We start from the raw sequence: 24239 nt of genomic DNA, 5'->3' as shown, positions 1-24239 counted from the left end.
CATCTATGTCAGGTATAGTTAGTTATGGTTCATATATACCCCAGTACAGGATAAAACCTGAGGAGATAGCCAGAATATGGGGTGATGAACCAGATAAAATGAAAAATAACCTTTTTATTTTAAGCAAGTCGGTTCCAGCACCAGATGAGGATGTTGCAACAATATCAGTTGAGGCTGCAAGAAATGCCCTTAAAAGATCAGATATTGACCCGGCCGATATAGGTGCTATATATGTTGGATCTGAATCACATCCTTATGCCGTAAAACCAACAGCCACAATTGTGGCAGCCGCAATAGGAATGCCATTGCAGTATTTCGCAGCTGATTATGAATTTGCATGCAAGGCCGGTACTGCGGGAATGCAAAATATTAAGGCAATGGTTGATTCTGGATATATTAAGTATGGAATGGCAATAGGTTCAGATACCTCACAGGGTGCGCCAGGTGATGCACTTGAATATACGGCATCTGCCGGCGGAACAGCCATGATAATTGGAAAGGAAAACGTAATAGCAGAAATTAACAGCACTCTTTCAGTATCCACAGATACCCCTGATTTCTGGAGGCGTGAGGGCGAGCCATATCCAAAGCACGGTGAGCGGTTTACCGGAGAGCCAGGATATTTTAAGCATGTAATAGCTGCGGCCCGGGCTATGATGGAAAGAATGGAAACAAAACCTGAGGATTATGACTATGCCGTATTCCACCAGCCCAACGGTAAGTTTCCCACCAGGGCGGCCAAAATTTTGGGCTTTACAGAGGAACAGTACAAAACTGGGCTTTTAACACCATATATAGGCAATACATACTCTGGTTCAACAATGAATGGCCTATCAGCCATACTGGATGAGGCGCAGCCCGGGGACAGGATCCTTGCCGTTTCATTTGGGTCAGGTGCCGGATCAGACGCATTTGATATAACAGTAACAGATAATATTAAGGATTATAAAAAATACAATGCGCCAACAATAAAAAAATTGATTGAAAAGGTGAAGTTTATAGATTATGGAACATACACAAAATTCAGGAAGATTATTGTAACAGGTGATAGTGTTGAGTGATGTTTATATTATTGGGGCAGGAGAAACAAAGTATGGAGAACTATGGAATAAATCACTAAGAAATCTTGCCGTTGAGGCCGGTTTAAAGGCTATAGAGGATGCAGGCATATATTCAAAGGATATCGATGCAATTTATGGTGCAAATGGACTTGCCGGAACAATAAATGAGCAGGAGAATATCGGTGCATTGATTGCAGATTTTTCTGGTCTGTCAAACGAGGGAATACCTGCAATAAGAATAGAGGCATCAACAGCATCAGGCGCTGCTGCGCTCAGGGAGGCATATTTATCTATAAAATCCGGGGAATATAATGTCGTTGTTGTTGGTGGTGTTGAAAAAATGACAGATCTCCATGGCAGTGACATTGTAAATAAAATGTCATCAATACTTGATCGTGAATGGGAGGCATTCTATGGCGCAACCCCCGCATCAATGGCTGCTATAATAGCAAGAAAATACATGCACGATTTCAATGTTGAGAAGGAGGCTCTTGCCATGATACCTGTCAATGATCATAATAACGCATCAAAAAATCCTGATGCACAGTACAGAAATAAAATTACTGTTGAACAGGCCTTAAATTCAACGCCGGTTGCAGATCCACTGAACCTTATGGATTGCTCACCAGTAAGTGACGGTGCTGCAGCTGTGGTTCTTGCCTCTGAGGATTATGTTAAGAAAAATGGAAAGGATGGAATTAGAATATTAAGCTCGGCAATAGCAGAGGATTATTTATCTGTTGGCTCCAGGGAATCAATATACACATTTAATTCAGCCCGGCTTGCAGCTGAAAAGGCATTTATGAGATCAGGATTAAAACGTGATGATATATCATTTATTGAACTGCATGACTCATTCTCTATTTATGCGCTTATTGAGCTTGAGGATCTTGGATTCGTGGAAAAGGGTCATGCCAAGGACATTGTTTACAATGATATCAAGCTTGATGGCTCACTGCCTGTAAATCCATCTGGTGGTTTAAAGGCCAAGGGCGATCCATACGGTGCAGTTGGTATAGGCCAGGCCGTGGAGGCTTATATACAGTTAAAAGAAAAGGCTGGAGAAAGACAGGTAAAGGGTGCAAAATACGCGCTTCTGCACAACATGGCGGGCACAGGAGCCTCCAGCGTTGTGCATATACTTGGTATATAGGTGGTAAATAATGACTGAACTATCAAGAATATGGAGGGAAACAGAATACAGGTATAACCTAATTGGGTTTAGATGCAAAAACTGTGGTAGAACATATTTCCCGCCAAGGGATATATGTCCTTACTGCCACAGGGAATCAATTGGAAAAATGGAAAAGGTAAAATTGAGCGGTAACGGTGAAATATTATCATATTCCATTGTTCATGATTCATCCCCCGCATTTAAAAGGGAAATACCATATGTGATGGCATTAATAAAACTTGATGAGGGGCCATCAATAACAGCACAGGTTGTTGACTGTAATCCTGATGAGGTGGATATAGGCAGGAGGGTTCATATGGTATTCAGAAAGATAAGGGAGGATGGTAAAAATGGAATAATAGAATATGGATACAAATTTAGGCTCGATTAATTAACCAATTTTTTAGATATATTTATAATTTTAAAATTTTGATATTCCCGGTATTTCAAAATTAATATTAAATATCCTAGATATTTCCCATAGTATTGCAGAATTTTCAGAAATTACCATCATGTTAAACTTTTTCATGACCTTATTTATGACGCTATGTGTTGGAAGTGCAGTGCATGATAAATAAATTGCATCTGCAGCCATCACACTGGATTTTTCATTCTCAATCATTTTAATTATTTCATCATCACCTGTATTTGAAATATCCAGGCCATAAATTTTATTTAACCCGGCAAATCCTGTTATATTAAAATTATTTGATTTAAAATAATTTGCCTCCTCGGCTGTTCTTTCCTTTATATACGGAGTTCCGAGCCAGACATTATTTATTTTTTTATATCTCAATAAATTCATTACGGAGACCTCAGGAATTATAAGGTTCTTTTTTATAACAGTTTTAATAATTTCAATATTTTTGTGGGTCCCGTATGTCCTTCCATAAACTGTAACATCGGAAATTTTTTTAATAAGGTTATATGCCTCACCGAGCTCCCTTCTAAATTTTTCAGGGTCCTGTGGTTCGCATCCTCTTGATGGCCTCATTCTTGTGGAATGGAAGCTAATTATCGAAGGGGCCATATGGTACATATCATATTCCAGTGCAACATTGTTTGCAGGTACAATCATGCCCACTCTTATCATTATTTTAATATTTATTTATACATTATAAATATTTAATAATGAAAAATCAATTAATAATAATGATTTATTATATAAGCGATGAGGATGTAAAGAAATACCTTGATATAAAAGAATGCATAAATGAATTAAGGGATGCTTTCACTTCTTACGGAAACAAAAAATCTTATGCAAACGCACGTGATAGAATCTATGGCGATAATTTTATTTTAAATACAATGCCTGCATATTATGAGAAATATAACATAGCAGGATTAAAAACATACATATCAGGTAAAAACGGTGTAAGGTTTGTTGTTATAATATTTGACGTTTCTGATCCGGAAAAATTATTTATAATCGATGCAAACACACTTGGTCAGATAAGAACAGGTGCATTAACAGCAATGGTGACATCGTTATTAATAAATAAAAAGAATATTAATTACACACTAATAGGGTCTGGATTCCAGGCCGAAACACAGTTAAAGGCAATGGCCTCGATTTATGATTTAAATAATGTCTATGTGTATTCAAAAAATTATGAACATGCATTAAATTTCTCAAAAAAATTTGATTTTAATATAAAGGCATCAAGGGATTTATCTGTATTAAAGGATTCTGATGTAATTACATCCGTAACAAATTCAAAAACACCAATCTTTGATTATTCAATGCTTCCTGAAAAATATCATATTAATCTGGTGGGATCAAATATTATTGGCAGAAGGGAGGCCAATAATGATGTTCTTGACAATTCTGATATAGTAATTTCTGAGAATCTTGATCAGTCAATGAAGGAGGCATCAGAAATAATAGACATGAAAAATAAAAATAAAATAGTTGAATTAAAGGATTTTATTATAAATGTAAATAAATATAAGGTAAATAAAAGTGTTTTTAAATCCATGGGAATAGGCCTTGAAGATATAGCAGCTGGTTATATAGTATTAAAAAATATGAAAATAATATAATTTTAAAATATTTTATTATAATAAACCATAATGATATTTTATTACTATCTGCTTGGAATAATCCTTGGATTATCTCTTGCAGGTCCACCAGGTGCTGTAAATTCAATAATAGCAAATGAATCATTAAAATCAAAGATGCATGGGACAAGTGTTGGTGCAGGTGCAATGAGTGCAGATTTTACATTCTTTTTAATTGTTTACTTCCTTCGGTCATACATAAATTTAGGTATACTAAAATTTATTTATATAATAGGTGGGTTATTCATGCTTTACCTTGGAATGGCTGTATTAAAATCTAAAATGCCGTCAAAATCAAGAAAGGGTAACTATTTTATAGGATTATCAATGGGATTGACCAATCCATTCCAGATACTGTGGTGGCTTACTGCAGGATTTTTCCTATTAAAGGAGTTAAGCATACTTTCTGTGGCTGGACTATTTTCAGGTATAATAATATGGATTTTTACATTTCCATATGCAATTAATAGATTCGGATATAAATATGAAAAATATATAAAATACATATCTGCATTTATAATATTTATATTTGCTTTTTATATATTATATAATGGAATAATATTATTAGTATGAATAACCAATTTATTAATAAAAATAAAATATTTATTAATATTACTATAGAAATATATATGGAGAATTATTAATATTGTTATGAATAGAAAACTAATAATGGGTATTATAATGGTATCAGTATTTTAATGACATCTCTTATTCTTTTATCAAATAATGTAATGAAAAACCTAGATACACATTAATATATTAGGACACATCAGATTTTTATTTTAATATATGTCAATATAATTAGGTAATAAATATGTAATTCCAATTAAATATAATGTTACAATATAAAATTCATAAAAATACAATAATTATTTTATTTAAATAATTAATAAACCCCTCATTTAATTATAAATATAAAATTATGTTAAATTATTATATATTTTTGGATAAATTATAATTTCCTTATAACCCTTTTGCCATTTATCTCATAGTTTCCACTTAATACAAGGTTTATGGAAAATACCAATGCCTTATGCTCCTGCTCATGTATTTTTTCTTCAAGTGATTCCGGTGTATCATAATCATCAACATTAACTATCCTCTGGTCTATAATTGGGCCATTATCAACATCATTTGTTGCAAAATGTATTGTGCATCCAGAAAATCTTGCACCGGATTTTAATACAGCCTCATGTACCCTCTTTCCATAATAGCCCTTGCCGCCAAATAATGGCAGTAATGACGGATGTATGTTTATTATTTTGTATAAAAATTTATTTATAATAAAATCAGGTAATATTTTCATATAACCATCCAATACTATTAAATCCGGGTTTTCTGATAATAGTATTTCTGATATTAATTTATTATAATCACCTTTTGAATCTATTAATATTGGTTCTATATTGTTTGATCTGGCAATTTCAAGTACATTTGCCCTTTTATTGTTGCATATCAATTTTGTTATTTTTGCATTATTTACCACGCCATTATTTATTGCATCTATTATTGCCTGAAAATTTGTACCATTACCAGAGGCCAAAACCAAAATTTTCTTCATATTGCATTATTGTAATGATTTTAATTAAACTTATGTTAATTATTTAACATGCAATGCTGTGGTGATTTTATTTCAGCAATTGGCGCAATAAATTAATGGTCTGACTGTTAATTATTCTGTTTATTTATATATTGTTAAAATAATAAATAAGAAAATTGAACAAAATTATTTTGATGAATATTTTAATCACCAAGATCCTTTAATTCCTTATTTGAAAACAGTATCTCCCTCAATTCCCTATCAAGCTGCGGGTCATTTCTTCTAAGGTATTCAAGTAATAATGTAAAATGCTCCTTCTCATCATCACGGTTATGCTCTATTACATCCCTAAGATTTTTATCCTTTGTTGCATATGCCCTCTCATCATAGAACATTATTGCCTGCATTTCCTCTATTAGTGACTGCCTCGCCCTTGAAAGGTCCTTTGTTCTCTCATCCAGACTGCCTTCTGATTCATAAACTGGCATGCTTATCGTATTTACAATGTAATTACATTTTTAAAGTTTTTGACAGTTTAAAAATTAATTTTAATAAGTTCCGATCATCTTTTTTATATGTTAAATATATCATAATTATGTATATTTAAAAATTTAAAATTTGTGCAGAAAAAATACACAATATAACAATATTTATATACAAAAAATGCAAAATATTTAAAAAAATTTTTATTCTAAAAAGATATAAACCTAATGAATGGATGAACTTGATATTAAAATTGTAAAGGCTATTTCAGAAAATTCGAAGCTTTCCATACGCGACCTGGCAAAGCTCTGTGGGGTTAGTCCCGGAACAATACATAACAGGCTTATGGAAATGGAGAAAAGTAAGGGAATAATATCATATACTGCCAGAATAAATTATAGAAAATTTAACATGGAGGACGCAATAATAGGCTTTGATATAACTCCAGAAACCTACATTAAAACTGTTGAGGAAATTAAAAAACTAAATTTCGTTGTTCAGCTGTACACAACAACGGGTGATCATGGTGCCATAGCGTATATAATATGTAATGAAAATGAAACATCACAGTGTGTCAGGGCTCTGGAAAAAATACAGGGCGTAAGGAATGTTTATCCATCGCTGATACAGAATATTTTAAAGTGAATATTTATATAAAGTATGTAATTATTAAACTATGCTAGATATATGGACAGAGAAATACAGGCCATCAAAATTATCCGCTGTTATTGGAGAATCAGAAAATATTAACCGATTAGAATCCTTTGTTAAAGATAAAAATATACCGCATCTAATTTTTGCAGGTCCTCCCGGAACAGGGAAGACATCAACTGCAATAGCGCTAGCCAGGGAACTTTTTGGTGACTCATGGCGCGATAATTTTTTAGAATTAAATGCATCAAATGAAAGAGGTATTGATATAATCCGTGAAAACATTAAAAATTTTGCAAAAATTAAGCCATCAAATGATCTTGGATTTAAAATCATTTTTCTTGACGAGGCCGATCATTTAACTCCAGATGCACAGGCAGCGTTGAGAAGAACCATGGAAATGTATTATAATACAACAAGATTCATATTTTCATGCAATTATTCATCAAAAATAATACCACCGATACAGTCCAGGTGCGTTGTTCTTAGATTTTCACCTATAAACAAAAATGAGATGGTATCCAGATTGAAGGCAATATCAAAAAAGGAAAATTTTGAGATAGATGATGAATCTCTTGATGCAATCTATGAAATTTCAGAGGGTGATATGAGAAAGGCAATAAACATACTCCAGGCCATAAAAACAACCGGGAAAATATCACCTGCAACAATTTATCAGATAGCAGGGGAAATAAACAAAAATGAATATAAAAAATTAATTTTAATGGCTCTTGAGGGAAATTTTGACGAGGCCAGATCCATGCTTGATAAAATGCTTGTGGATTATGGTTTATCAGGTATAGACATTATAAAGGGAATGCATTCATCAATTAGAAATGAGCAGATTGCATACAGGCAAAAACTACAGATAATTATGGCACTTGCCGAGACAGAATTTAGAATAGTTGAGGGCGGTACAGACAACATTCAAATGGATGCACTTTTGGCCAAGTTATCATATATAGGCAGTGAAATAAATTAATCTAAAAAAGCGAATTCTTATAATATTATTTTTAATTAAGAGTCAAGGGCCGGTAGATCAGCGGTAGATCGCTTGCTTCGCAAGCAAGAGGGCTCGGGTTCAAATCCCGACCGGTCCATTTAATTTATTAATAGAATACTTTTATCTAGCCAGTCTTTATGTTCTTATGACGATCCAGCAGAAGTATCAGTAACCGCTTCTTAATGAGGACCTGCGAAGATGGTTTGATAATCTTAAAGTAAAATTATTTCTCACTTTAACATTTAAATTAAGAAACCTTGGATATTATTGCGAGCTTACACATATAACTACAAAGGAAATTTTGTACAAGGCAAAGTGTAACGAGAAGGATTTTAGATATGAATTAAATTTTGTTTTTAACTTTGGATGGATTGAACTTATGTATGTGAAATAAGGTCAGATGTTATATATTCAAGGCTAAGGAAAAATGATGCACAAGATTTAAATGGCTGTTGACATTATTAAATAGAGATGAAAAACAGGCTTGCGAATGTATGAAACCTCATGGATAAAAACAATTTAAAATATTTTATTATTTCTGTAGTTGCCTCAATTCTTTTAATTGTTTCAGGAATATTTGGAGTCTTTTATTTTATTTTGTTTATTAATACTAATTCATTAGCTTACCAGATCACATCATTTGTAATGGCTGTCTCAGGTATCTATTTTTTGTATACAAATTTAAAGAGGAAAAAAAGGCAAAATTATAGTAGCTTGGGGAGTTTTAAGAGAAAGTAACTTATTATTCTAATTCCTTATATCTAACTATTTTGTTAATTAATCATTATGTGATTTATGATATTTGTGAAAAAGAAATTGTATTAACTTAAAACCTTAATCAACCTGGACTAAAATATCCTATATATCAATAAATTTTATGGCATCATTGGAATGAATTTAAACCACAATGATTTTAAGAATTATATAATTAACTGTCAAATGTTATATATAAGTAAAAAATATAGTAAAAAGGTGTAAATTAAAATGAAAATGCCAAAGCAGATTAAAACTTACTGTCCATATTGCAAAAAACATACGATTCATGATGTTGAGAGGGTAAGAAAAAGAAAGGCAAGTGAGTTAAGGGCAGGTCAGAGAAGGTTTAGAAGGGTAACATCAGGTTATGGAGGTTTCCCAAGGCCAAGGTACGAGGGCAGGGAAAAACCAACTAAAAGAATAGCATTAAGATTGAAATGCACTGTATGCAAGAAATCTATAACACCAGAAGGCCAGAGGGCAAAGAAATTTGAAATAGTGGAGGCGTGAAAATTATGGCAGACGAATTTCATAAATTAAAAAACGTTGGGAATTCATTTGTAAAAATCAAATGCAAAAACTGTGGAAACGAGCAGGTGGTTTATTCAAAAATATCCTCACAGGTTGTTTGCAACATATGCGGGTCCACTCTTGCAAAACCAACCGGTGCCACACTCTCAACATCCGGTGAGCTGGTGGAAAAAGTTAAATTATGAGGTGTTATCATGCCTAGGGATATCCCGGATACAGGCGACCTTGTGGTTGTCACTGTAAAGGAAGTTAAAAACTACGGGGCAATTGTTGATCTGGATGAATATCCCGGTGTATCAGGTTTTGTCCATATTACAGAGGTTGCCACAGGCTGGATAAAGCATATTAAGGATTATTTACGGGTTAATCAGAGGACAGTATGCAAGGTTCTAAACGTTGACCCATCAAGAAATCATGTAGATCTTTCCTTAAAGCGTGTAAACGAACATCAAAAAAGGGAAAAAATAGAGGAATGGAAAAACGAACAGAAGGCTCATAAACTTTTAGACATGCTTTTTGAGGAGGAAAATATTAATGAAAGCAAGGAAAGGGAGGATATAGAGGATTTATTATTAACAGAATATGGAACACTTTACTCTGCTTTCTTTGAGGCCGCATCAAGCAAGGATTTTTTAAAAGATAAGGATTTAAAATGGAAAGATTCTCTTATTAAAATAGCAAAGGAAAATATAGCAATACCCACGGTAAAAATTGGTGGTTATCTGGAAATGTATTCCCTGGCACCCAATGGAATTGAAACAATAAAAAATGTTTTAACCGATGACCTTATAGATGATAAGGATGTGCAGATTACATATATTGGTGCACCAAGGTATAAAATAACAGTAATAGACGAAGATTATAAGTCCGCAGAGGAAAAGTTAAAAAATGTAATTAATGTTATAGAAACCAAAAGCAAAAAAAATAACGTTTCATTTGAATTTAATAGAGAGGAATAAATTATAATGAAAACATTAATTAGGAAATGCAGGAAATGCAATATTTATACACTTGAGGAAATATGCCCTAAATGTGGTGGAAGTACCGAAATGGCAATACCCATGAAATATTCTCCTGCTGATAAATTTCAAAAGTACAGAATTAAATTGAAGGAAAGTGATGATGATGGAAAAAATAATATTTAAAAAATATGAGGAGCCAGAACTTGAAAATCCCATCCTTGTTAGCGGTTTGCCTGGTATTGGCAACGTTGGAAAGATTACTGCAGATTATTTTATAGAAAAATTAAAAATGAAGAAAATGGCGGACATATTTTCAGAATATCTGCCACCTCAGGTTTTTATTTTTGACAATAAAATACACCTTGTTAGGGACTCAATATATTATAAAAAAACCGGGAAAAAGAATGATTTAATTTTTATTGCGGGTGATTTTCAGGGAACGACACAGGAAGGCCAGTATGAACTTTCATATGAAATACTAAATTATCTTAATAAATATAATATCTCAAGGATATATACCCTTGGTGGATATAGCATAGGCAAGATAGTTGAAAAGCCAAAGGTGCTCGGGGCGGTAAGTGATAAAAAACTTGTTAAACCACTTGAAAAAGCCGGTGTATCATTTCCATCAGGTGAACCCAGTGGCGGAATAGTTGGTTCTGCAGCACTAATACTTGGCATTGGCAAGGAAATGTTTTCAATAGACGGCGCATGTCTTATGGGCGAGACCTCTGGTTATTTTGCGGATCCAAAGGGTGCAAGGGAAATTATAATGGTTTTATCGAAGATCCTGAGAAGCAAAATTGATCTTAAGGATATAGATGAAAAGGCAAGGCAGATTGAGGAAATTACAGAGAAAATGAAGGAAGAATCCAAAAATAAAAATTCACGGGAGGATCTTAACTACTTTGGATAAAAATATATATTTTATTCATACAGTAACCATTTTTTATAAAAGCAGTTTTGATTCAAATTTAAGTTTCACGGTTAAAGGTTAAATTATTAAAATAGTTTTTAATTGAGTATATATATGAAACCCGAAATTATTAAGAGGCAGGGTTTAAGGAAGGTTTGCAAGCTTGCAGAGAGATCTGAGGGTGAAAAGAAAGAAATATTCTCTGCAGCCATAAAACTTTTTAGGATGTTTGATGATATCGAGTGCATTAAAATATATAATGAGGATAATGATGTTATCTTTAAGGTAAGACTTGCAGATAACGATTACCGATATGTCAAAATAGTCTTTGTAAATAATGATAGTTTTGACTTAATTAACCTTGATTTTTCACAGAGAAGAATTGGCAGAACCAATCTTTTTAATGAGATAATAAAATCCATACAGCAGTCACAATCAATTGATAGGCAGACAAGAATAGAAATCTTAAATTATATAGATTTTAAAAGGAACAGAAAAAAACTGATATGGATGCTTGCTGATACCGCATTTGATACCTATTACATTTTAACTGAAAATATGATAAAGGATTTAATACTTGAGGATATTGAATACAACTTTATAAAAAATAACAATCAGGAAAACTATTCATGTTCCATACCAAAATTTATTATACACAAATACTGGACAAACATGCTTATAAGAAGGAGGAAATCAGATTATGAACTCTGGAAAAATATACTATGATTGATCCTGTGTGTTTACCTCAAAACCATCATCTGTTTTTTTAAGAAGGCGTGAATAAACACCCCATTCTATTAAAATTACCTCCAGATCATGTAAACCATCCGGATTATTGAATGTCTGAACACCATTATCCTTCAATTTTTCAAGTATATCGTCCAGGCTAAATGATTTTAATTCAATTGCAGTTTTGAAAGGTTCTATATCCCTTAATGAATTGTTTATTATTTTTTTCCTCTGAATCATGCCGGATTTTATGTATTCCCTACCCTTATCTGAAATATTTATATCCCCAGATTCAACGGCAACAAGCCCCAATCTTTCAGCGGTGTATACTATGGGCATTAAATCATCAATATCAACTTCCATTTCCTTCTCCAGCTTGTACAGATCAGTTTTTCCGTTAAATATATTGTTTAAAACATATAAAAGTCCAACCAGATCAGCAATTCTAGCATCAGGATCAATAACATCCATAATTACCATATAACATTTTTATTTATAATATTAATGACACAATAAAAATAAATTATAAAAATTATGCAGCATAAACACCCTCTTCTGCCACGTATTTTTTCTGTGCCAGATCCATCATTTTTCTTGTAAATACAACAGAATATATTGCCACTATTATACCGAATATAAATGAACCCCATGCCGCAAGTGCTATATTTCCTGTACCTGTTGCAACATCTATTGTTTTCATTAATCCCTCATGGACATACAGTGAATGAGTACCATATATATGGGGCCAGTATTCACCTATCATAAGACCTCCCCACGCACTGTTTATTGTGGATGAGATTCCACTTATCATGTATGGAAATGTTGACGGTATGATAACCTTCCTCATTTTTTTAAAATAGCCAAGTTTTAGGTTCCTTGTTATTTCCCAGTATTCTGCTGGCATTGCCTTTACCCCCATCCAGAATGAGTAAAATACATAATAAAACGTGCTTACAAATCCAAGGAAAAGTACATAAAGTTCATTTGCAGTACCACCAAAAACGCTGAACATAAAAGGTTCTGTTGCTATAAATATAAATGGGAAATATATTGGTGCAGGATAGGCACTTAATATCTGTATTAATGGGATTCCAACAAGCTCCGCATGCTTATTGACTGCAAGATAGTATCCTAGAAATATGGCTATAGCCATGGATACAAGCAATATTGTTAATACCCTTAAATAGTCAAATCCAAGGCCTGTGAGGAGCATCTTTGTTTTTGAGAATAAATACATCCATTCATTATATTTTACAGATATTATGGTTGAAACAGCAGCATATAATATTAATATTAAAAGAAAAATTCCTGCGGCTGCATATATATATTTTAAATATTTCTGTTTTTTGACCTTTTTCTCATATGTTTCCTCATGGCTCTCATTTTCCCTGTATTTATAATATCTGGACAGTCTGGAGAATGGGTTCTTTGATATCACTGCAAAGACCCTTGCTGTTTCCCTGAGATTAATCCTGCCACGTTTTAAAACAGGTGCATCATTATCCAGTGTGTATCTGCTAACAGCATATTTTGAGAATTCCCTGAGAATTAGAATAATGGCCACTATAATAATGCCAAGTATTAAAAGTGACATCTCTATTAAAAATGTATTGCCATCTGCAACAAATGTATCAAGCACAGACCCTATGCCGAATGTCTGGTATGTATGTATTCCAACCTCAAATACCTCACTTACTGTTATGTAAAAAAATCCATCAGAAACACTTGGAAATAAATTGGCTGCTATTCTTGGTATCGAAAATGGTATGTAAAGTGTTCTTAATTTTCCAAATAACTTATATTTAGAATTCTCAACAACCTCAACCATTTCTCGTGGAACTGTTTTAAATGCCTGGTATTCCCCCATCCATATATTCCATACAACTGCAGTGAAAACCAGAAAATCTGCAGCCATTTCAACACCAAGCGGCCCTCCAACCCGGTCTATGAATATAATAAGAACAACAGGGAAAAATGTTATTACCGGTACCGATTCAAAAATCTCTATTAAAATTATGTATGTATTCTCAAAAAACTTTGATTTTATGGATGCATAGGCCAGAAACCAGCCTGTTAATATTGATATTAATATCAGGCCTATTACCCGTCCCGCTGTGGCCATTACCGCCAGAATTATCAGCACTATCTGATTCATTATTACCCCTCATTCTCTTTTCCTCGGTGGCGTTAAATAACTGTATAGCATGTCAAGATTTGCATTAAAATCATCATTTCTAGGGTTTCTGGGTCTTGGCATATTTACATCAACCCTTCCTACCACTGTGGCAGGAATATTATTAAGTATGTATATAACATCGGCTAGCTCAAGAACCTCTGTAAGGTTGTGTGAAACCATTATAACTGATTTAAGTGGTGTTTCACCACTAAATAATATATTGTATATATCCTGGCGCAACCCCTCGGCGGTAAGCTCATCCAGATGGGCAAATGGCTCATCCATTAAAAATATGTAGGGGTCCGCGGCAAAGGCACGTGCTATTGCAACCCTCTGCCTCATACCACCGCTCATCTCCTTTGGATAAAGGTCCTCAAAACCCTCAAGGCCGACCCTGGCCAGGGCCTCCCTTGCCTTTTCCTCCATTTTTTCCCGGTCCATGTTCTTGGTCTTCATGGAAAGCATTACATTCTCCTCTGCCGTCATCCATGGAAATGTTACAATGGATTGATGTATAAGGGCAACCTCCGGGGTTGGTTCGTGCAAAACCCTGCCCATCAATCTGACCTCACCCCTATCGGGTTTTAAAAAACCGCCAAGAATCCTTAAAAGTGTTGATTTGCCAATACCTGATGGTCCAATAATGGCCACAAACTTACCACTATCCGCCTCTATGTTTATATTTTCAAATACCTTGTAGCCATTATCATATGAAAAGTCTATGTTTACCGCCTCAAGTACCACCTGGCTGACGCCCTCATTACCTGCCTGTGCCTCCATTATGAATCACCCCAGTGAAAATATCCCCGATCATAATGGCGTCGATTTTGATTTAATTATGATTTCTAATGCTATTTTTTATCACGAGGCTATCTCCCTTTCCATATTTTAATATTCTATATAATATTATCCTAGCCTTATAATAGTCTATTTATTGATTTAATTTAATATTTTTATCTTCTAATTATTAAGTAGAATTATAAACAAAAAAGTAATTAGTATGCATGCCAGGAAGAATAGAAAAGGCCATGAATTTGGCAAGTAATTTAAAGGCACTGAACGAACTTTTCTCTGCAGATAAGGTTTTTTCATATCTTGGCCTGGAAATAACCAAAGTTGAAGAGGGCCACTGTGAAATGTCCATGCCCTATTCTGAAAGGATAACCCGTGCAGGCATGGTATTAAATGGTGGGATGATGATGGCTGCAGCAGACTTTATAGGTGGGCTTACAGCAATGACGGTAAACAATGGTTCTGATCAGGTCACTCAGGAACTTAAAATCAATTTTTTAAATCCAATGCACAGGGGTCCGTTCAGGCTTGTTTCCGATGTAATTAAGGCCGGTCATAAATCTGTTGTTATTGAGATAAAACTTTACGATGCCGATGGCACAATGGGAATTATAGGGCTGGGTACATGGTACATAATTCATGATAGAATTATCAAAAAGGATTAATTTGAACATTAATAAAATAGTTATATAATAATATAATTTATTATAATGAAGGGTCTTGAAATTGCATTTCAGCTTAATAACGAAAGGGATTTTGATGTTGTTCCAGCCCTGGCCAATTTAACCGGGAATTATTTTAAAAACGAGGAAAAAATGGACATAACATGGAGAATATTTCATGTAACCCTTGGGGATCAAAAATATTTCAGGGTGCTTTACAGGGGTGATAAGATAAATGATTTTCATCCTGAAATTAAAAAGAAAATCCGCGAATATTTCGATAAACTGGCACATTTAAACTTTGAACAGCTTATGGAATTATATAATAAATCTAAGGAATCAAATGGTTTTAACATAATTAATATCAAGGAAATAACAGAGGAATATGATTTATGGCAGGACAAACTCTGGAATTATATATAATTATTTTTTTACTATAATAAGGTCCAGCCCCCTCCATTTCAATTTGTATCCAAGTGCCGGGAGGAGCCTTTCAGGTATAAGCCCCTCTGATTCTATATAATTGATGATCTTTTCTGTATCCGGATACAATTTCTCTATATTTTTTTTAATTTCATTTATTGAATACTCATCTATTTCCTTTTTAATTGAGATATTATTTGAATACTTTTCTTCAAGATACCTTTTTAATGCATTGAAATCTATATCATTGTAAAAGCAGATGCTACCGGGAATCATTTTTTCCTTATCCCTTAGAACATAGACGTTTTCCCAGTTAACATATTTTTTAACCTCATTTTCTGTCTTTGAGTCCTGCTTTAAATACCTGAGATTTGAAATATTTATATATACATCCTTTCCATCTATATTTATTATATAATCTGGAAAATATACATTATTTTTAATAATTAATGGTTCTGCCTTTTTTAAGAAACTGTATGATGGTGTATCCTCATTTATTTTCCTGTCAGGCAAATAATAAGATACATTATCGCCTATTTTAAGCTTGTACACACTCTCACTTTTGTCATATTTATCCTTTATTTTTATATCTGCATCTATTGCCCATTTATCCATTTTGTATAATTTCTCAATAAGCATGGCAAACCTTGTACCATACCTTTCTGTATTTTCGAAAATTGATACTGGTCCGGTCACCGTTATAAAATTCAGATTTTCGCCATCTGTATGTGTTTCATAAAGAAGACCCAGCAGTTTAATGGACCTTAGTGCATAATTCCAGTCTGATGCCTCTGTTATCCTTAGTTCAGTGCATTTCATCAGTATTGTCTCTATCTGTTCAAGATTATATATTCTGGCTATTTGCCAAACATCATCGGTTTTAACAGCCCTTAAAACCTGTTCATTATCACGATCTGCATAGAGTCCAGAAATTATCTCATCGTATGTTAATCCGTACTTTTCCATTACATCTTTTAAAATTTCAATCTTTTCCTCATAATCCAGGGGAGGTATCCTTGCAGCCTTAAAGACATCATACCTTAATTCGGGTGCATTTACAGAAACAGGCGGTTCAAAGATTGAATTTCTGTAGATTACTGTTGAAATTGCCCTTATAATTTTATTATTTGAGGATTTTGCCTCAAGTTCCTTCAGATTTTTTTCTATTATCTCCTTTTTATTTCCGATATTTTTTGTAAAAATATCCAGCACATTATCTATATAATCCGAATTTTCACCGGACAGGAAGATTGGAAATATTAAACCATTTTTAGTCTTCCTTGCTATCATCAATTCCGACGGGAACACCCTTTCTCCTCCTTCTTGATGTGCCATATTCTGCAGTTCCTGCAGATATAAGCTCATATAAATAGCTTGATTTACCCTCGGAGGGCCTTAAAATTCTTCCAAGCCTCTGCCTGAACTGTCTGGTACTGCCTGATCCGCTCATTATAATGGCTATGGATGCATCCGGAACGTCAACACCCTCATCCAGGATTCTGGATGTTGCCAGCACGGTAATCTCACCATTTTTAAACATTTCCAGATATTTTTTTCTCTCCCTTCCAGGTGTCATGTATGTCATTGCAGGTACCAGAAATTCCTTTGAAATGGTATATGCCGTTGCAGTGTCCTCTGAAAAAATAATAATTTTTTCTCCGGCATGCTTACTTAATAAATACCTTAAATATTCGATTTTCTTCTCAGCATTAAATGCTATCTCCCTGGCCCTTCTCCATGCAAGCAGGGCCTCGCGTCCCTCCTGGTTCCAGGATGTCATTATAAAGTGTTCAAAGTCCATATTGCCATTTAACTTAATATCCCTTTTTCTTAGATATGAAATAAAGATATCATGATTTTTCTGATATTCTATTTCATCCTCCTCGCTTAATTCAATGGGAATTCGAACAATTTTATAATTTGATATAAAATCATTTAATTCCTCATATCCAAGCTCGAAAACCTTACCACCCATATAAGTTTCAAGGCTCTCATGCATTTTATCCGGCCTTTCATACGTTGCGGTTAATCCAAGCCTGTAGGGTGCGGCATACATCTTTGCTATCTGTATGTAGCTTTCAGATGCCATATGATGCACCTCATCAGCTATAATGAACTTAAATCTATTCCCAAGGGAGTCCGCCATTAAATATGCAGAATCGTATGTTGATACGCTAATATCCTTTACATCCCTCTCGCCACCGCCGACCTGGCCTATGTCAGTTTTTAAAAAATTTTTAAGCTTCTCCCTCCACTGCTGTATAAGCTCAATCGTTGGTGCTATAACAATTGTTGGTACCTTTAGCATTGTTATTGCATATATTCCAACTATGGTTTTCCCTGCAGCTGTGGGAAGCACTATTGTTCCAGAATAATTATTTTTCCCCCAGAGTTCAAGAGATTTTTTTTGGTATGGCCTTAATGATATTTCTGATGATATATCAAGCTTTATGTCCTTAAAAACATTATCATTAATATCTGGATATTTTCTTTTAATTTCAGCATATTTGTATGCAGGCGCCCTGTACATATTTATTCTTTTATCAAATACAAATATCTCAGGGTCGTTAAAATCTGAAATTATTGTACCTGCCTTATAATTAATTTCCATTGCCTATTTATATTAAAATAGATTATAAATTTTATTAAATTTATTCCTTTGATTCTCCAAATATTTTATGCCTTGGCATGGATTCCAAAATAGTTTTTCCATAATCCACAGTTTGATTATATTCCTTCATTTTCAGAAAGTTTTTGAATGAATCTATGTCCTTCCATTCAGTGTATATCATGTATTCCCTTGGGCAGTCAACTTCCTTGTATAATTTTCCATCCAGAAAACCAACATCAGAGCTTTTTAATAATTTAACAACATTGCCAAATGCGTTTTCAAAATCCTTTTCATGGCCCTGCTTAACCTTGTAATAAAGACCGACATTAATCATGTTTCATAATTTTACCTTTATATTTAAATTTTTTAAATATTTGAATAAATAAATATTATATTAAATTGGAATAAAAAAAATATTTTATAAATGGGCGCATTATTAAAAATTATGAATCTTCTAAAGGATAAAATAGTTTTAATAACTGGTGCATCAAAGGGTCTTGGACGTGCCATTGCGGAAAAATTCAGTGCAGAGGGTGCAAGAATAGCCATTAACTATAATCATGATGCCAGATCTGCAGAACTTTTAAGGGAAAAATTACCGGGTTCAGAAATATTTCAGGCGGACGTTTCTAGCCATGACAGCGTAAAAAATATGATAGAGGAAATACATAAAAAAATGGGCACAATAGATATTCTGGTAAACAACGCCGGCATGTGGCATTTACTCTCATGGGATGATTTTGACGACGCAAAGGTTAATGAAATGATTTCTGTTAATCTTATGGGCCAAATATACGCTGCAAAGGAATGCCTTGAGGATATCAAAAAGAATAAGGGCATAATAATAAATATGGCATCAAATGCAGGTGTTGGAACAGCAGCGAGCAATACCACATTTTATTCCATATCAAAGGCGGGCGTCATTATGTTAACAAAGAGGCTTGCATTTGACCTTTCAGGTACCGGTGTCAGGGTAAATGCCATAGCACCAGGATGGATAGAAACAGATATGACGATAGGTGGTAAAACCAGTGAAGAGATAAAAAATCTTGAACATTCTTTCATTTCAAGAACATCATTGAAAATGTTTGGAAAACCCGAATACATAGCAGATGCTGCCTTATTCCTTGCAACCGATGCCTCAAAATATATGAACGGTCAGGTGCTTGTTGTTGATGGTGGCAGAATAGATAATCTTACACACAGCCTATAATTTTAATCGTAAATATTTTTTAATATTAAAAATAATATACTTATATATTAGTTATTTAATTAAAATATTACCATACAATTATTCATTTAATATGACAAAAAAGTCATATTGAAGGATAAAATATGATAAGCGTAACAGCATGGGAATGGATAGGCCTTTTTATAGGGATGTTAATAGGTGGCCTTGCAGAGGCATGGGGCATATCAAACCCTGAGGTCCTCATAAGATTGGGTAAATGGGAAGACCGTCTTTTTGTTGGGTGTATAGCAATTGCAATAGGTGCAGGCGCTCTGGCATTATATGGCCTGGCAGCACTTGGTGTTGGATTCCACTGGGGAATTAAACCGGATTACGTCTGGGGTGTTGCACTGGGCGGCGCAATATTTGGTACAGGTATAGCAATATCCGGATACGTGCCTGGCACAGTATGGATGGCACTTGGCGAGGGAAGAAGGGATGCAATTTTCGCCGTGCTTGGTGGCTTATTGGGTGCTGCAGCATGGACATTAATATACCAGACGTCATTCGGTCACTGGCTTGTAACATATGATAACTTTGGTTTGATATACTTTGGTGGTAAGGTCGATACAAATCTAACAGTGGGCTTTGGCATAGCAGTGGCCTGGGCCATAATAATGTTCTCAATTGCATATTTCCTACCAAGGTACAAGCATGGAAAGAGCTGTGCATACAACTCATTGCACAAAAATACAAAATTAAGCCCGGAGGAGGAGGCACAGTATGTGGAAACTGCCGGCATGCTTCTTGAAGGATCATCAATGCCTCTAGGCAAGAACAATTTACCTGAGAAGGTGAATTATCACTGGACTGTTTCATCAAAATTATTTGGCGTTGTTATGATGTCTGTTGGTATAATCATAGGTTTAACCGTTGTATTGGAAATGTTCCTTCACCAGATATTTGGTGAATCAACCACATATTCATGGATAGTTGCAAAGCTATGGCTACCAGCAGGAACATGGAAGTACAGCACATTGGTTGTTCATACAATAGGCTGGGAACCCTTCAGTGATATAGGCACATTATTTGGTGCATTCCTTGCATCAGTATTCTTCACAAGGAGATTTCAGTCATTTAATAATGTAATTCCACCATCATGGAAGGCCAGATTTGGGAACAGCCAGATTAAAAGGGCAGCAGGTGCATTTTCAGGTGCATTCTTAATGCTTCTTGGTGCAAGAATGGCAGATGGATGTGCATCAGGTCATATATTAAGCGGAGACCTTCAGATGGCAGTAAGCAGTCTGGAATTCTTCATATTTGTCATAATATTCCTTCTGGTTGTTGCACATATAATATACAGGAAGGTGGAGTAAATGGTTGAAAAAGATGAAATAGAGCAAACTGAAATTAAAAGGGAGGGTTCAGAACCTAAATGCAAAAGTGAGTCTGGCATTAAGGCATTCATAATAACAATGGTTGGCATAGTAATAATAACCGCAGCGCTGACATCGGGCACATACAATGGGTATGATCCAAGCTCATACTCTGTTGCAATCACTGGCTTCTTTGTCATAGTCACCATTGTAATGACTGCCATATGGTACAGGACGAAATATAATAATTACAGTTATGAACCCAACAATGAAACAAATAAAAAGGAAAGGAAACAATAATTTTTTATTATTTTTTTAATGTATATTAACAATATTTTTTAATACCAAATAAATATACATTTTATGAGTGAAAAATCAAAGGGCTCGGTTATAGCCCTTATAAAACTTCACCGAACAGACTGCGAGGTTACAAATTTTATAACCAAAAACTTTCATGATGTTGATATAAAAAGGTTGAAAATAGGAGAAAATTATACGCTTCACTGTATATCATTCAATAAGGATGATGATTATTATGATAAAATATCCGAATTAAAAAAAGTTTCAAGGAACTTTATTAATGTGGGAAAAAATAAGATATGGGCAGAGGGTCCTAGCTGCACTGCATGCCATTTTATGGCAACTGCAGATGTTGAAATACTCAGCAATAAATCCCTTGGTTCTGATTATGTTCTTTACAGGATACTTGTATCCAACAGGGCAAAACTTAGGGAGCTTGAGGAAAAAATGGATGAGGCAGGCCTTGACCCTGAAATAATTGATGTTACCTATTCAAACGACCTTGAGCTTACATCCAGGGAAAAGGATATAATTAAAAAGTTATTTGATTATGGTTATTTTGAACTCGACCGGAAAAAATCATTGACAGAGATAGCAGCATCCCTTGGAATATCCACAACAACATTATCAGAAATCATGCGTGTTGCACTTAAAAAGATTGTTAAAACATATATTAATGATAATATTTCATAGGCCCATAAATGCCTTTGATATTATTAAATTCATAATGTTTAATGCACCCTCTGCACCCACAAGGTAGCTGAATATCCCCCTTGCACTTTTCTCAAGGCCAGCCTCTGTGCTGTATGAATATGCACCAAACCACATCATGACATTCTTTACTATATCAAGTGCAATCTGAGGTGCCTTAAACTTGGACATTGCACTGTATATATATAGATCATTTGAATCAGTGTCTGCAAGGTACGCAGCCTTGTATGTTAAAAGCTTTGACATTTCAAGTTCTGTTTTTAATTCAGAAAATTTGAAAGATACACCCTGAAATTCTTCAAGTTTTTTCCCGAATGCACTCCTCTGTTTAATGTAATTCAGCCCCTTCTCAAGGATGGAATCGGATAATCCATTGCAGGCTGCAGCAACAAGAATCCTTGCATGGTTAAAGCCATCCATGGCATAATAGAACCCTTTGTTTACCTTTCCAATAATGTTTTCTTCCGGGATTTCAACATTGTTATACCTTATTATGCATGTTGATATGCCCATCCTGCCCATGTTGTTAATTTTATACATTTCGATGCCCGGGCTGTCAGCAGGCACATAAACCATGGTAATTCCCTTATGCCCACCGTTTTTATCGGTTTTTACCAGTGTTAAATGTCCGCCACCATTATTTTTTGCCTCAATTCCACCGCTTATATAGGCCTTTTCTCCATTTATAATAATTTTTCCATCTTTTATTTCTCCTGATGTTTTAATGGCAGCAACATCACTTCCACCAGATGCCTCTGTTGATGCAATGCCTATAAATTTTTTTCCTATTGCAATATCTGGTAATATTTTTGATTTTATAAAGTTATTTCCATATTTTTGCAATATATAAGCCCATGATGTGTTTAGTAAATAATATACAGAGGTTGCCATGCTTGTATCAACCTTTGCTATTTCCTCCGATATTATTGCAGCATCCATAAATGATAGCTTTGATCCACCATAAAGTGTATCAATAAGCGGTGATATAATGCCATGAGAACCTGCGGCCATTAAAAAACTTTCAGGTATTTTTTCATTGGTATCAATGGAATCTGCAACAGGTTCAAGATATCTTTTCAAAAATTCCGCTGTTGTTTCCCTTATAAGCTGTTCCTCCTCTGAAAATGAAAAATCCATGAGGTTTTATTTTAATATTAATATTAAATATTTCCATGGATTCATAAAAGAACCTTAAAATAATTAAAATCACTAAACTATGGATAATAATGGAATTTAAGGCAGTTTATGTAACATGGCAGGACATTGAAGACTGGTGCTCAGGCATACTCGACATGGTTCTTGAGGACAGATATAACCCAGATGTTATTGTTGGCATAGCAAGGGGTGGCCTTGTTCCGGCAAGAATGATTTCGGATTATCTGATTAAAAAGGAATTAATATCAATAAAAACAGAACACTGGGGATTAACAGCAAATATGGATGGAAAGGCAGTGCTTGCAGGTAAAACAAATTATGACATGTCTGGCAAAAAGGTGCTCCTTGTTGACGACATCACCGATACCGGAGAAAGCATGAAGGTGGCCCTTGATTACATTAAATCATTAAATCCTTCCGTGGTAAAATCAGCATCAATGCTTTATGTCAATGAGGCATCCTTCCGGCCCGATTATTTTGGCATTGGAATTAAAAAAAATGACTGGGCATGGTTCATATTTCCATGGAATGTTTATGAGGATACATACAATCTGCTTAAGAAGTTTTTAAGTGAACCACTGGATCTTGATGCCGCAGAAAAAATATTAAGAGATAATTACGGGCTTGATACATCACGGGTAAATCTTTCAAACATACTGAAAAATCTTTCCAGGTCAGGAATGATAAAAGAAAATAAAGATAAATTTTATATTTAAAATTATTTTTTATCCGTATGTGTAGCTTATACCCTTTTCAGGGAAGGTAAATTCAATTGCTCCAAACGGGCAGGCCACAAGTGCTGCGCCACATTCAAGGCATCTCTCATAGTGTACTGTAAGTATCTCCTTTTCATTTGCCTCGTAGGTACCCGCAGGGCAAACCTTTGTACAGGGCTTATATTTGCACGTTCTGCAAATATCTGTATTCACCTTAATATGCGACTCGTTTCCAGTTTCGTATTTATTTAATGCCAGCCTTTTTAATATATCCAT

At 34.4% G+C, this 24239-nt stretch carries 31 protein-coding genes and 1 tRNA gene; 21 read left to right on the top strand and 11 right to left on the bottom strand.

Annotated elements, in window-relative coordinates:
- Positions 1–5 precede the first annotated feature (5 nt).
- From TZ01_RS06110 to TZ01_RS06100, 3 genes are read left to right on the top strand one after another with little or no spacing between them, the layout of a single operon-like run.
- The gene (locus tag TZ01_RS06110) at positions 6–1061 is read left to right on the top strand and encodes a hydroxymethylglutaryl-CoA synthase (RefSeq protein WP_048101927.1); all 1056 of its coding nucleotides are present in this window, start codon (positions 6–8) and stop codon (positions 1059–1061) included.
- The gene (locus tag TZ01_RS06105; RefSeq protein ID WP_231563433.1) at positions 1051–2214 is read left to right on the top strand and encodes a thiolase domain-containing protein; all 1164 of its coding nucleotides are present in this window, start codon (positions 1051–1053) and stop codon (positions 2212–2214) included. Before TZ01_RS06110 ends, TZ01_RS06105 begins: the two co-directional genes overlap by 11 nt.
- A gap of 10 nt (positions 2215–2224) precedes the next feature.
- A complete protein-coding gene (locus TZ01_RS06100) occupies positions 2225–2626 on the top strand; it encodes a Zn-ribbon domain-containing OB-fold protein (protein WP_048101925.1) in 402 nt (133 codons plus the stop codon).
- 30 nt (positions 2627–2656) lie between these two features.
- Here TZ01_RS06100 and TZ01_RS06095 read toward each other — a convergent pair whose 3' ends face one another.
- The gene (locus tag TZ01_RS06095; RefSeq protein ID WP_048101924.1) at positions 2657–3328 is read right to left on the bottom strand and encodes a hypothetical protein; all 672 of its coding nucleotides are present in this window, start codon (positions 3326–3328) and stop codon (positions 2657–2659) included.
- A gap of 38 nt (positions 3329–3366) precedes the next feature.
- Between TZ01_RS06095 and TZ01_RS06090 the strand changes: the two genes are divergently transcribed.
- Both TZ01_RS06090 and TZ01_RS06085 read left to right on the top strand, forming a co-directional pair.
- Entirely contained in the window at positions 3367–4278 is a 912-nt protein-coding gene (locus TZ01_RS06090; RefSeq protein ID WP_231563432.1) for an ornithine cyclodeaminase, read from the top strand.
- A gap of 30 nt (positions 4279–4308) precedes the next feature.
- Positions 4309–4869 carry a LysE family transporter gene (locus TZ01_RS06085; protein ID WP_048101923.1) on the top strand — a complete coding sequence of 187 codons (561 nt, stop codon included), beginning with the start codon at positions 4309–4311 and terminating at the stop codon, positions 4867–4869.
- A 379-nt stretch (positions 4870–5248) separates the two neighbouring features.
- On the opposite strand, the gene purN is transcribed toward TZ01_RS06085, so the two are convergent.
- Entirely contained in the window at positions 5249–5857 is a 609-nt protein-coding gene (gene purN, locus TZ01_RS06080; protein WP_048101922.1) for a phosphoribosylglycinamide formyltransferase, read from the bottom strand.
- Positions 5858–6039: 182 nt separating this feature from the next.
- Positions 6040–6324 carry a ferritin gene (locus TZ01_RS06075; RefSeq protein ID WP_048101921.1) on the bottom strand — a complete coding sequence of 95 codons (285 nt, stop codon included), beginning with the start codon at positions 6322–6324 and terminating at the stop codon, positions 6040–6042.
- Positions 6325–6550: 226 nt separating this feature from the next.
- Here TZ01_RS06075 and TZ01_RS06070 point away from each other — a divergent pair, with 226 nt between their 5' ends.
- The 9 genes from TZ01_RS06070 to TZ01_RS06030 all read left to right on the top strand — a co-directional run bounded on the left by TZ01_RS06070 (position 6551) and on the right by TZ01_RS06030 (position 11864).
- The gene (locus TZ01_RS06070; protein WP_048101920.1) at positions 6551–6964 is read left to right on the top strand and encodes an Lrp/AsnC family transcriptional regulator; all 414 of its coding nucleotides are present in this window, start codon (positions 6551–6553) and stop codon (positions 6962–6964) included.
- A 31-nt stretch (positions 6965–6995) separates the two neighbouring features.
- Positions 6996–7952 carry a replication factor C small subunit gene (locus TZ01_RS06065; RefSeq protein WP_048101919.1) on the top strand — a complete coding sequence of 319 codons (957 nt, stop codon included), beginning with the start codon at positions 6996–6998 and terminating at the stop codon, positions 7950–7952.
- Between the two features lie 46 nt (positions 7953–7998).
- Positions 7999–8070, top strand: a tRNA-Ala gene (locus TZ01_RS06060).
- A gap of 887 nt (positions 8071–8957) precedes the next feature.
- Positions 8958–9239 carry a 50S ribosomal protein L44e gene (locus TZ01_RS06055; RefSeq protein ID WP_048101918.1) on the top strand — a complete coding sequence of 94 codons (282 nt, stop codon included), beginning with the start codon at positions 8958–8960 and terminating at the stop codon, positions 9237–9239.
- A gap of 5 nt (positions 9240–9244) precedes the next feature.
- On the top strand, positions 9245–9445 hold the full coding sequence (locus tag TZ01_RS06050) for a 30S ribosomal protein S27e (protein WP_048102169.1): 201 nt from the start codon (positions 9245–9247) through the stop codon (positions 9443–9445).
- A 9-nt stretch (positions 9446–9454) separates the two neighbouring features.
- A complete protein-coding gene (locus TZ01_RS06045; RefSeq protein ID WP_048101917.1) occupies positions 9455–10219 on the top strand; it encodes a translation initiation factor IF-2 subunit alpha in 765 nt (254 codons plus the stop codon).
- Positions 10220–10225: 6 nt separating this feature from the next.
- Positions 10226–10405 (top strand): RNA-protein complex protein Nop10, encoded by a 180-nt coding sequence (locus TZ01_RS06040; RefSeq protein ID WP_048101916.1) that lies wholly within the window; start codon positions 10226–10228, stop codon positions 10403–10405.
- Positions 10386–11138 carry a proteasome assembly chaperone family protein gene (locus TZ01_RS06035; protein WP_048102168.1) on the top strand — a complete coding sequence of 251 codons (753 nt, stop codon included), beginning with the start codon at positions 10386–10388 and terminating at the stop codon, positions 11136–11138. Before TZ01_RS06040 ends, TZ01_RS06035 begins: the two co-directional genes overlap by 20 nt.
- A gap of 114 nt (positions 11139–11252) precedes the next feature.
- On the top strand, positions 11253–11864 hold the full coding sequence (locus TZ01_RS06030; RefSeq protein ID WP_048101915.1) for a hypothetical protein: 612 nt from the start codon (positions 11253–11255) through the stop codon (positions 11862–11864).
- Here the strand turns inward: TZ01_RS06030 and TZ01_RS06025 are convergent.
- The 3 genes from TZ01_RS06025 to TZ01_RS06015 all read right to left on the bottom strand — a co-directional run bounded on the left by TZ01_RS06025 (position 11859) and on the right by TZ01_RS06015 (position 14823).
- Positions 11859–12338, bottom strand: coding sequence for an AAA-associated domain-containing protein (locus TZ01_RS06025; protein WP_048102167.1), 480 nt, complete (start codon positions 12336–12338; stop codon positions 11859–11861). The two genes, TZ01_RS06030 and TZ01_RS06025, sit on opposite strands and share 6 nt — an antisense overlap.
- Before the next feature lie 61 nt (positions 12339–12399).
- Positions 12400–14022, bottom strand: coding sequence for an ABC transporter permease subunit (locus tag TZ01_RS06020; RefSeq protein ID WP_048101914.1), 1623 nt, complete (start codon positions 14020–14022; stop codon positions 12400–12402).
- 9 nt (positions 14023–14031) lie between these two features.
- Complete coding sequence (locus TZ01_RS06015; RefSeq protein ID WP_048101913.1) at positions 14032–14823, bottom strand: ABC transporter ATP-binding protein; 792 nt, start codon at positions 14821–14823, stop codon at positions 14032–14034.
- Between the two features lie 224 nt (positions 14824–15047).
- Here TZ01_RS06015 and TZ01_RS06010 point away from each other — a divergent pair, with 224 nt between their 5' ends.
- Entirely contained in the window at positions 15048–15500 is a 453-nt protein-coding gene (locus TZ01_RS06010) for a PaaI family thioesterase (protein WP_052656807.1), read from the top strand.
- 45 nt (positions 15501–15545) lie between these two features.
- The gene (locus TZ01_RS06005) at positions 15546–15920 is read left to right on the top strand and encodes a DUF2004 domain-containing protein (protein ID WP_048101912.1); all 375 of its coding nucleotides are present in this window, start codon (positions 15546–15548) and stop codon (positions 15918–15920) included.
- Here TZ01_RS06005 and TZ01_RS06000 read toward each other — a convergent pair whose 3' ends face one another.
- Genes TZ01_RS06000 through TZ01_RS05990 form a run of 3 tightly spaced genes read right to left on the bottom strand, consistent with a single transcriptional unit; the run spans position 15921 to position 18865 of the window.
- Positions 15921–17255, bottom strand: a complete 1335-nt coding sequence (locus tag TZ01_RS06000) for a DUF790 family protein (RefSeq protein WP_162216762.1) — start codon at positions 17253–17255, stop codon at positions 15921–15923.
- A complete protein-coding gene (locus TZ01_RS05995) occupies positions 17191–18531 on the bottom strand; it encodes a DEAD/DEAH box helicase family protein (protein ID WP_052656805.1) in 1341 nt (446 codons plus the stop codon). Before TZ01_RS05995 ends, TZ01_RS06000 begins: the two co-directional genes overlap by 65 nt.
- Positions 18532–18571: 40 nt before the next feature.
- Complete coding sequence (locus TZ01_RS05990; RefSeq protein WP_048101910.1) at positions 18572–18865, bottom strand: antibiotic biosynthesis monooxygenase; 294 nt, start codon at positions 18863–18865, stop codon at positions 18572–18574.
- Positions 18866–18976: 111 nt separating this feature from the next.
- Between TZ01_RS05990 and TZ01_RS05985 the strand changes: the two genes are divergently transcribed.
- From TZ01_RS05985 to TZ01_RS05970, 4 genes are all read left to right on the top strand, one after another.
- Positions 18977–19744, top strand: a complete 768-nt coding sequence (locus tag TZ01_RS05985) for an SDR family oxidoreductase (protein WP_048102164.1) — start codon at positions 18977–18979, stop codon at positions 19742–19744.
- Between the two features lie 122 nt (positions 19745–19866).
- A complete protein-coding gene (locus tag TZ01_RS05980) occupies positions 19867–21081 on the top strand; it encodes a YeeE/YedE thiosulfate transporter family protein (RefSeq protein ID WP_048101909.1) in 1215 nt (404 codons plus the stop codon).
- Positions 21082–21381 carry a hypothetical protein gene (locus tag TZ01_RS05975; RefSeq protein ID WP_048101908.1) on the top strand — a complete coding sequence of 100 codons (300 nt, stop codon included), beginning with the start codon at positions 21082–21084 and terminating at the stop codon, positions 21379–21381.
- Positions 21382–21444: 63 nt separating this feature from the next.
- On the top strand, positions 21445–22074 hold the full coding sequence (locus TZ01_RS05970) for a helix-turn-helix domain-containing protein (protein WP_048101907.1): 630 nt from the start codon (positions 21445–21447) through the stop codon (positions 22072–22074).
- Here the strand turns inward: TZ01_RS05970 and TZ01_RS05965 are convergent.
- Positions 22069–23229, bottom strand: coding sequence for an acyl-CoA dehydrogenase family protein (locus tag TZ01_RS05965; RefSeq protein WP_048101906.1), 1161 nt, complete (start codon positions 23227–23229; stop codon positions 22069–22071). The two genes, TZ01_RS05970 and TZ01_RS05965, sit on opposite strands and share 6 nt — an antisense overlap.
- 89 nt (positions 23230–23318) lie before the next feature.
- Between TZ01_RS05965 and TZ01_RS05960 the strand changes: the two genes are divergently transcribed.
- Positions 23319–23963 (top strand): phosphoribosyltransferase, encoded by a 645-nt coding sequence (locus TZ01_RS05960; RefSeq protein WP_048101905.1) that lies wholly within the window; start codon positions 23319–23321, stop codon positions 23961–23963.
- 9 nt (positions 23964–23972) lie between these two features.
- On the opposite strand, the gene TZ01_RS05955 is transcribed toward TZ01_RS05960, so the two are convergent.
- Positions 23973–24239, bottom strand: coding sequence for a ferredoxin family protein (locus TZ01_RS05955; protein ID WP_048101904.1), 267 nt, complete (start codon positions 24237–24239; stop codon positions 23973–23975).

This window comes from Acidiplasma sp. MBA-1, assembly GCF_000949015.1.
Taxonomy (GTDB): domain Archaea; phylum Thermoplasmatota; class Thermoplasmata; order Thermoplasmatales; family Thermoplasmataceae; genus Acidiplasma; species Acidiplasma aeolicum.
The sequence above is the reverse complement of the archived record's forward strand: the minus strand, read 5'-3'. Positions and strand labels throughout refer to the sequence as shown.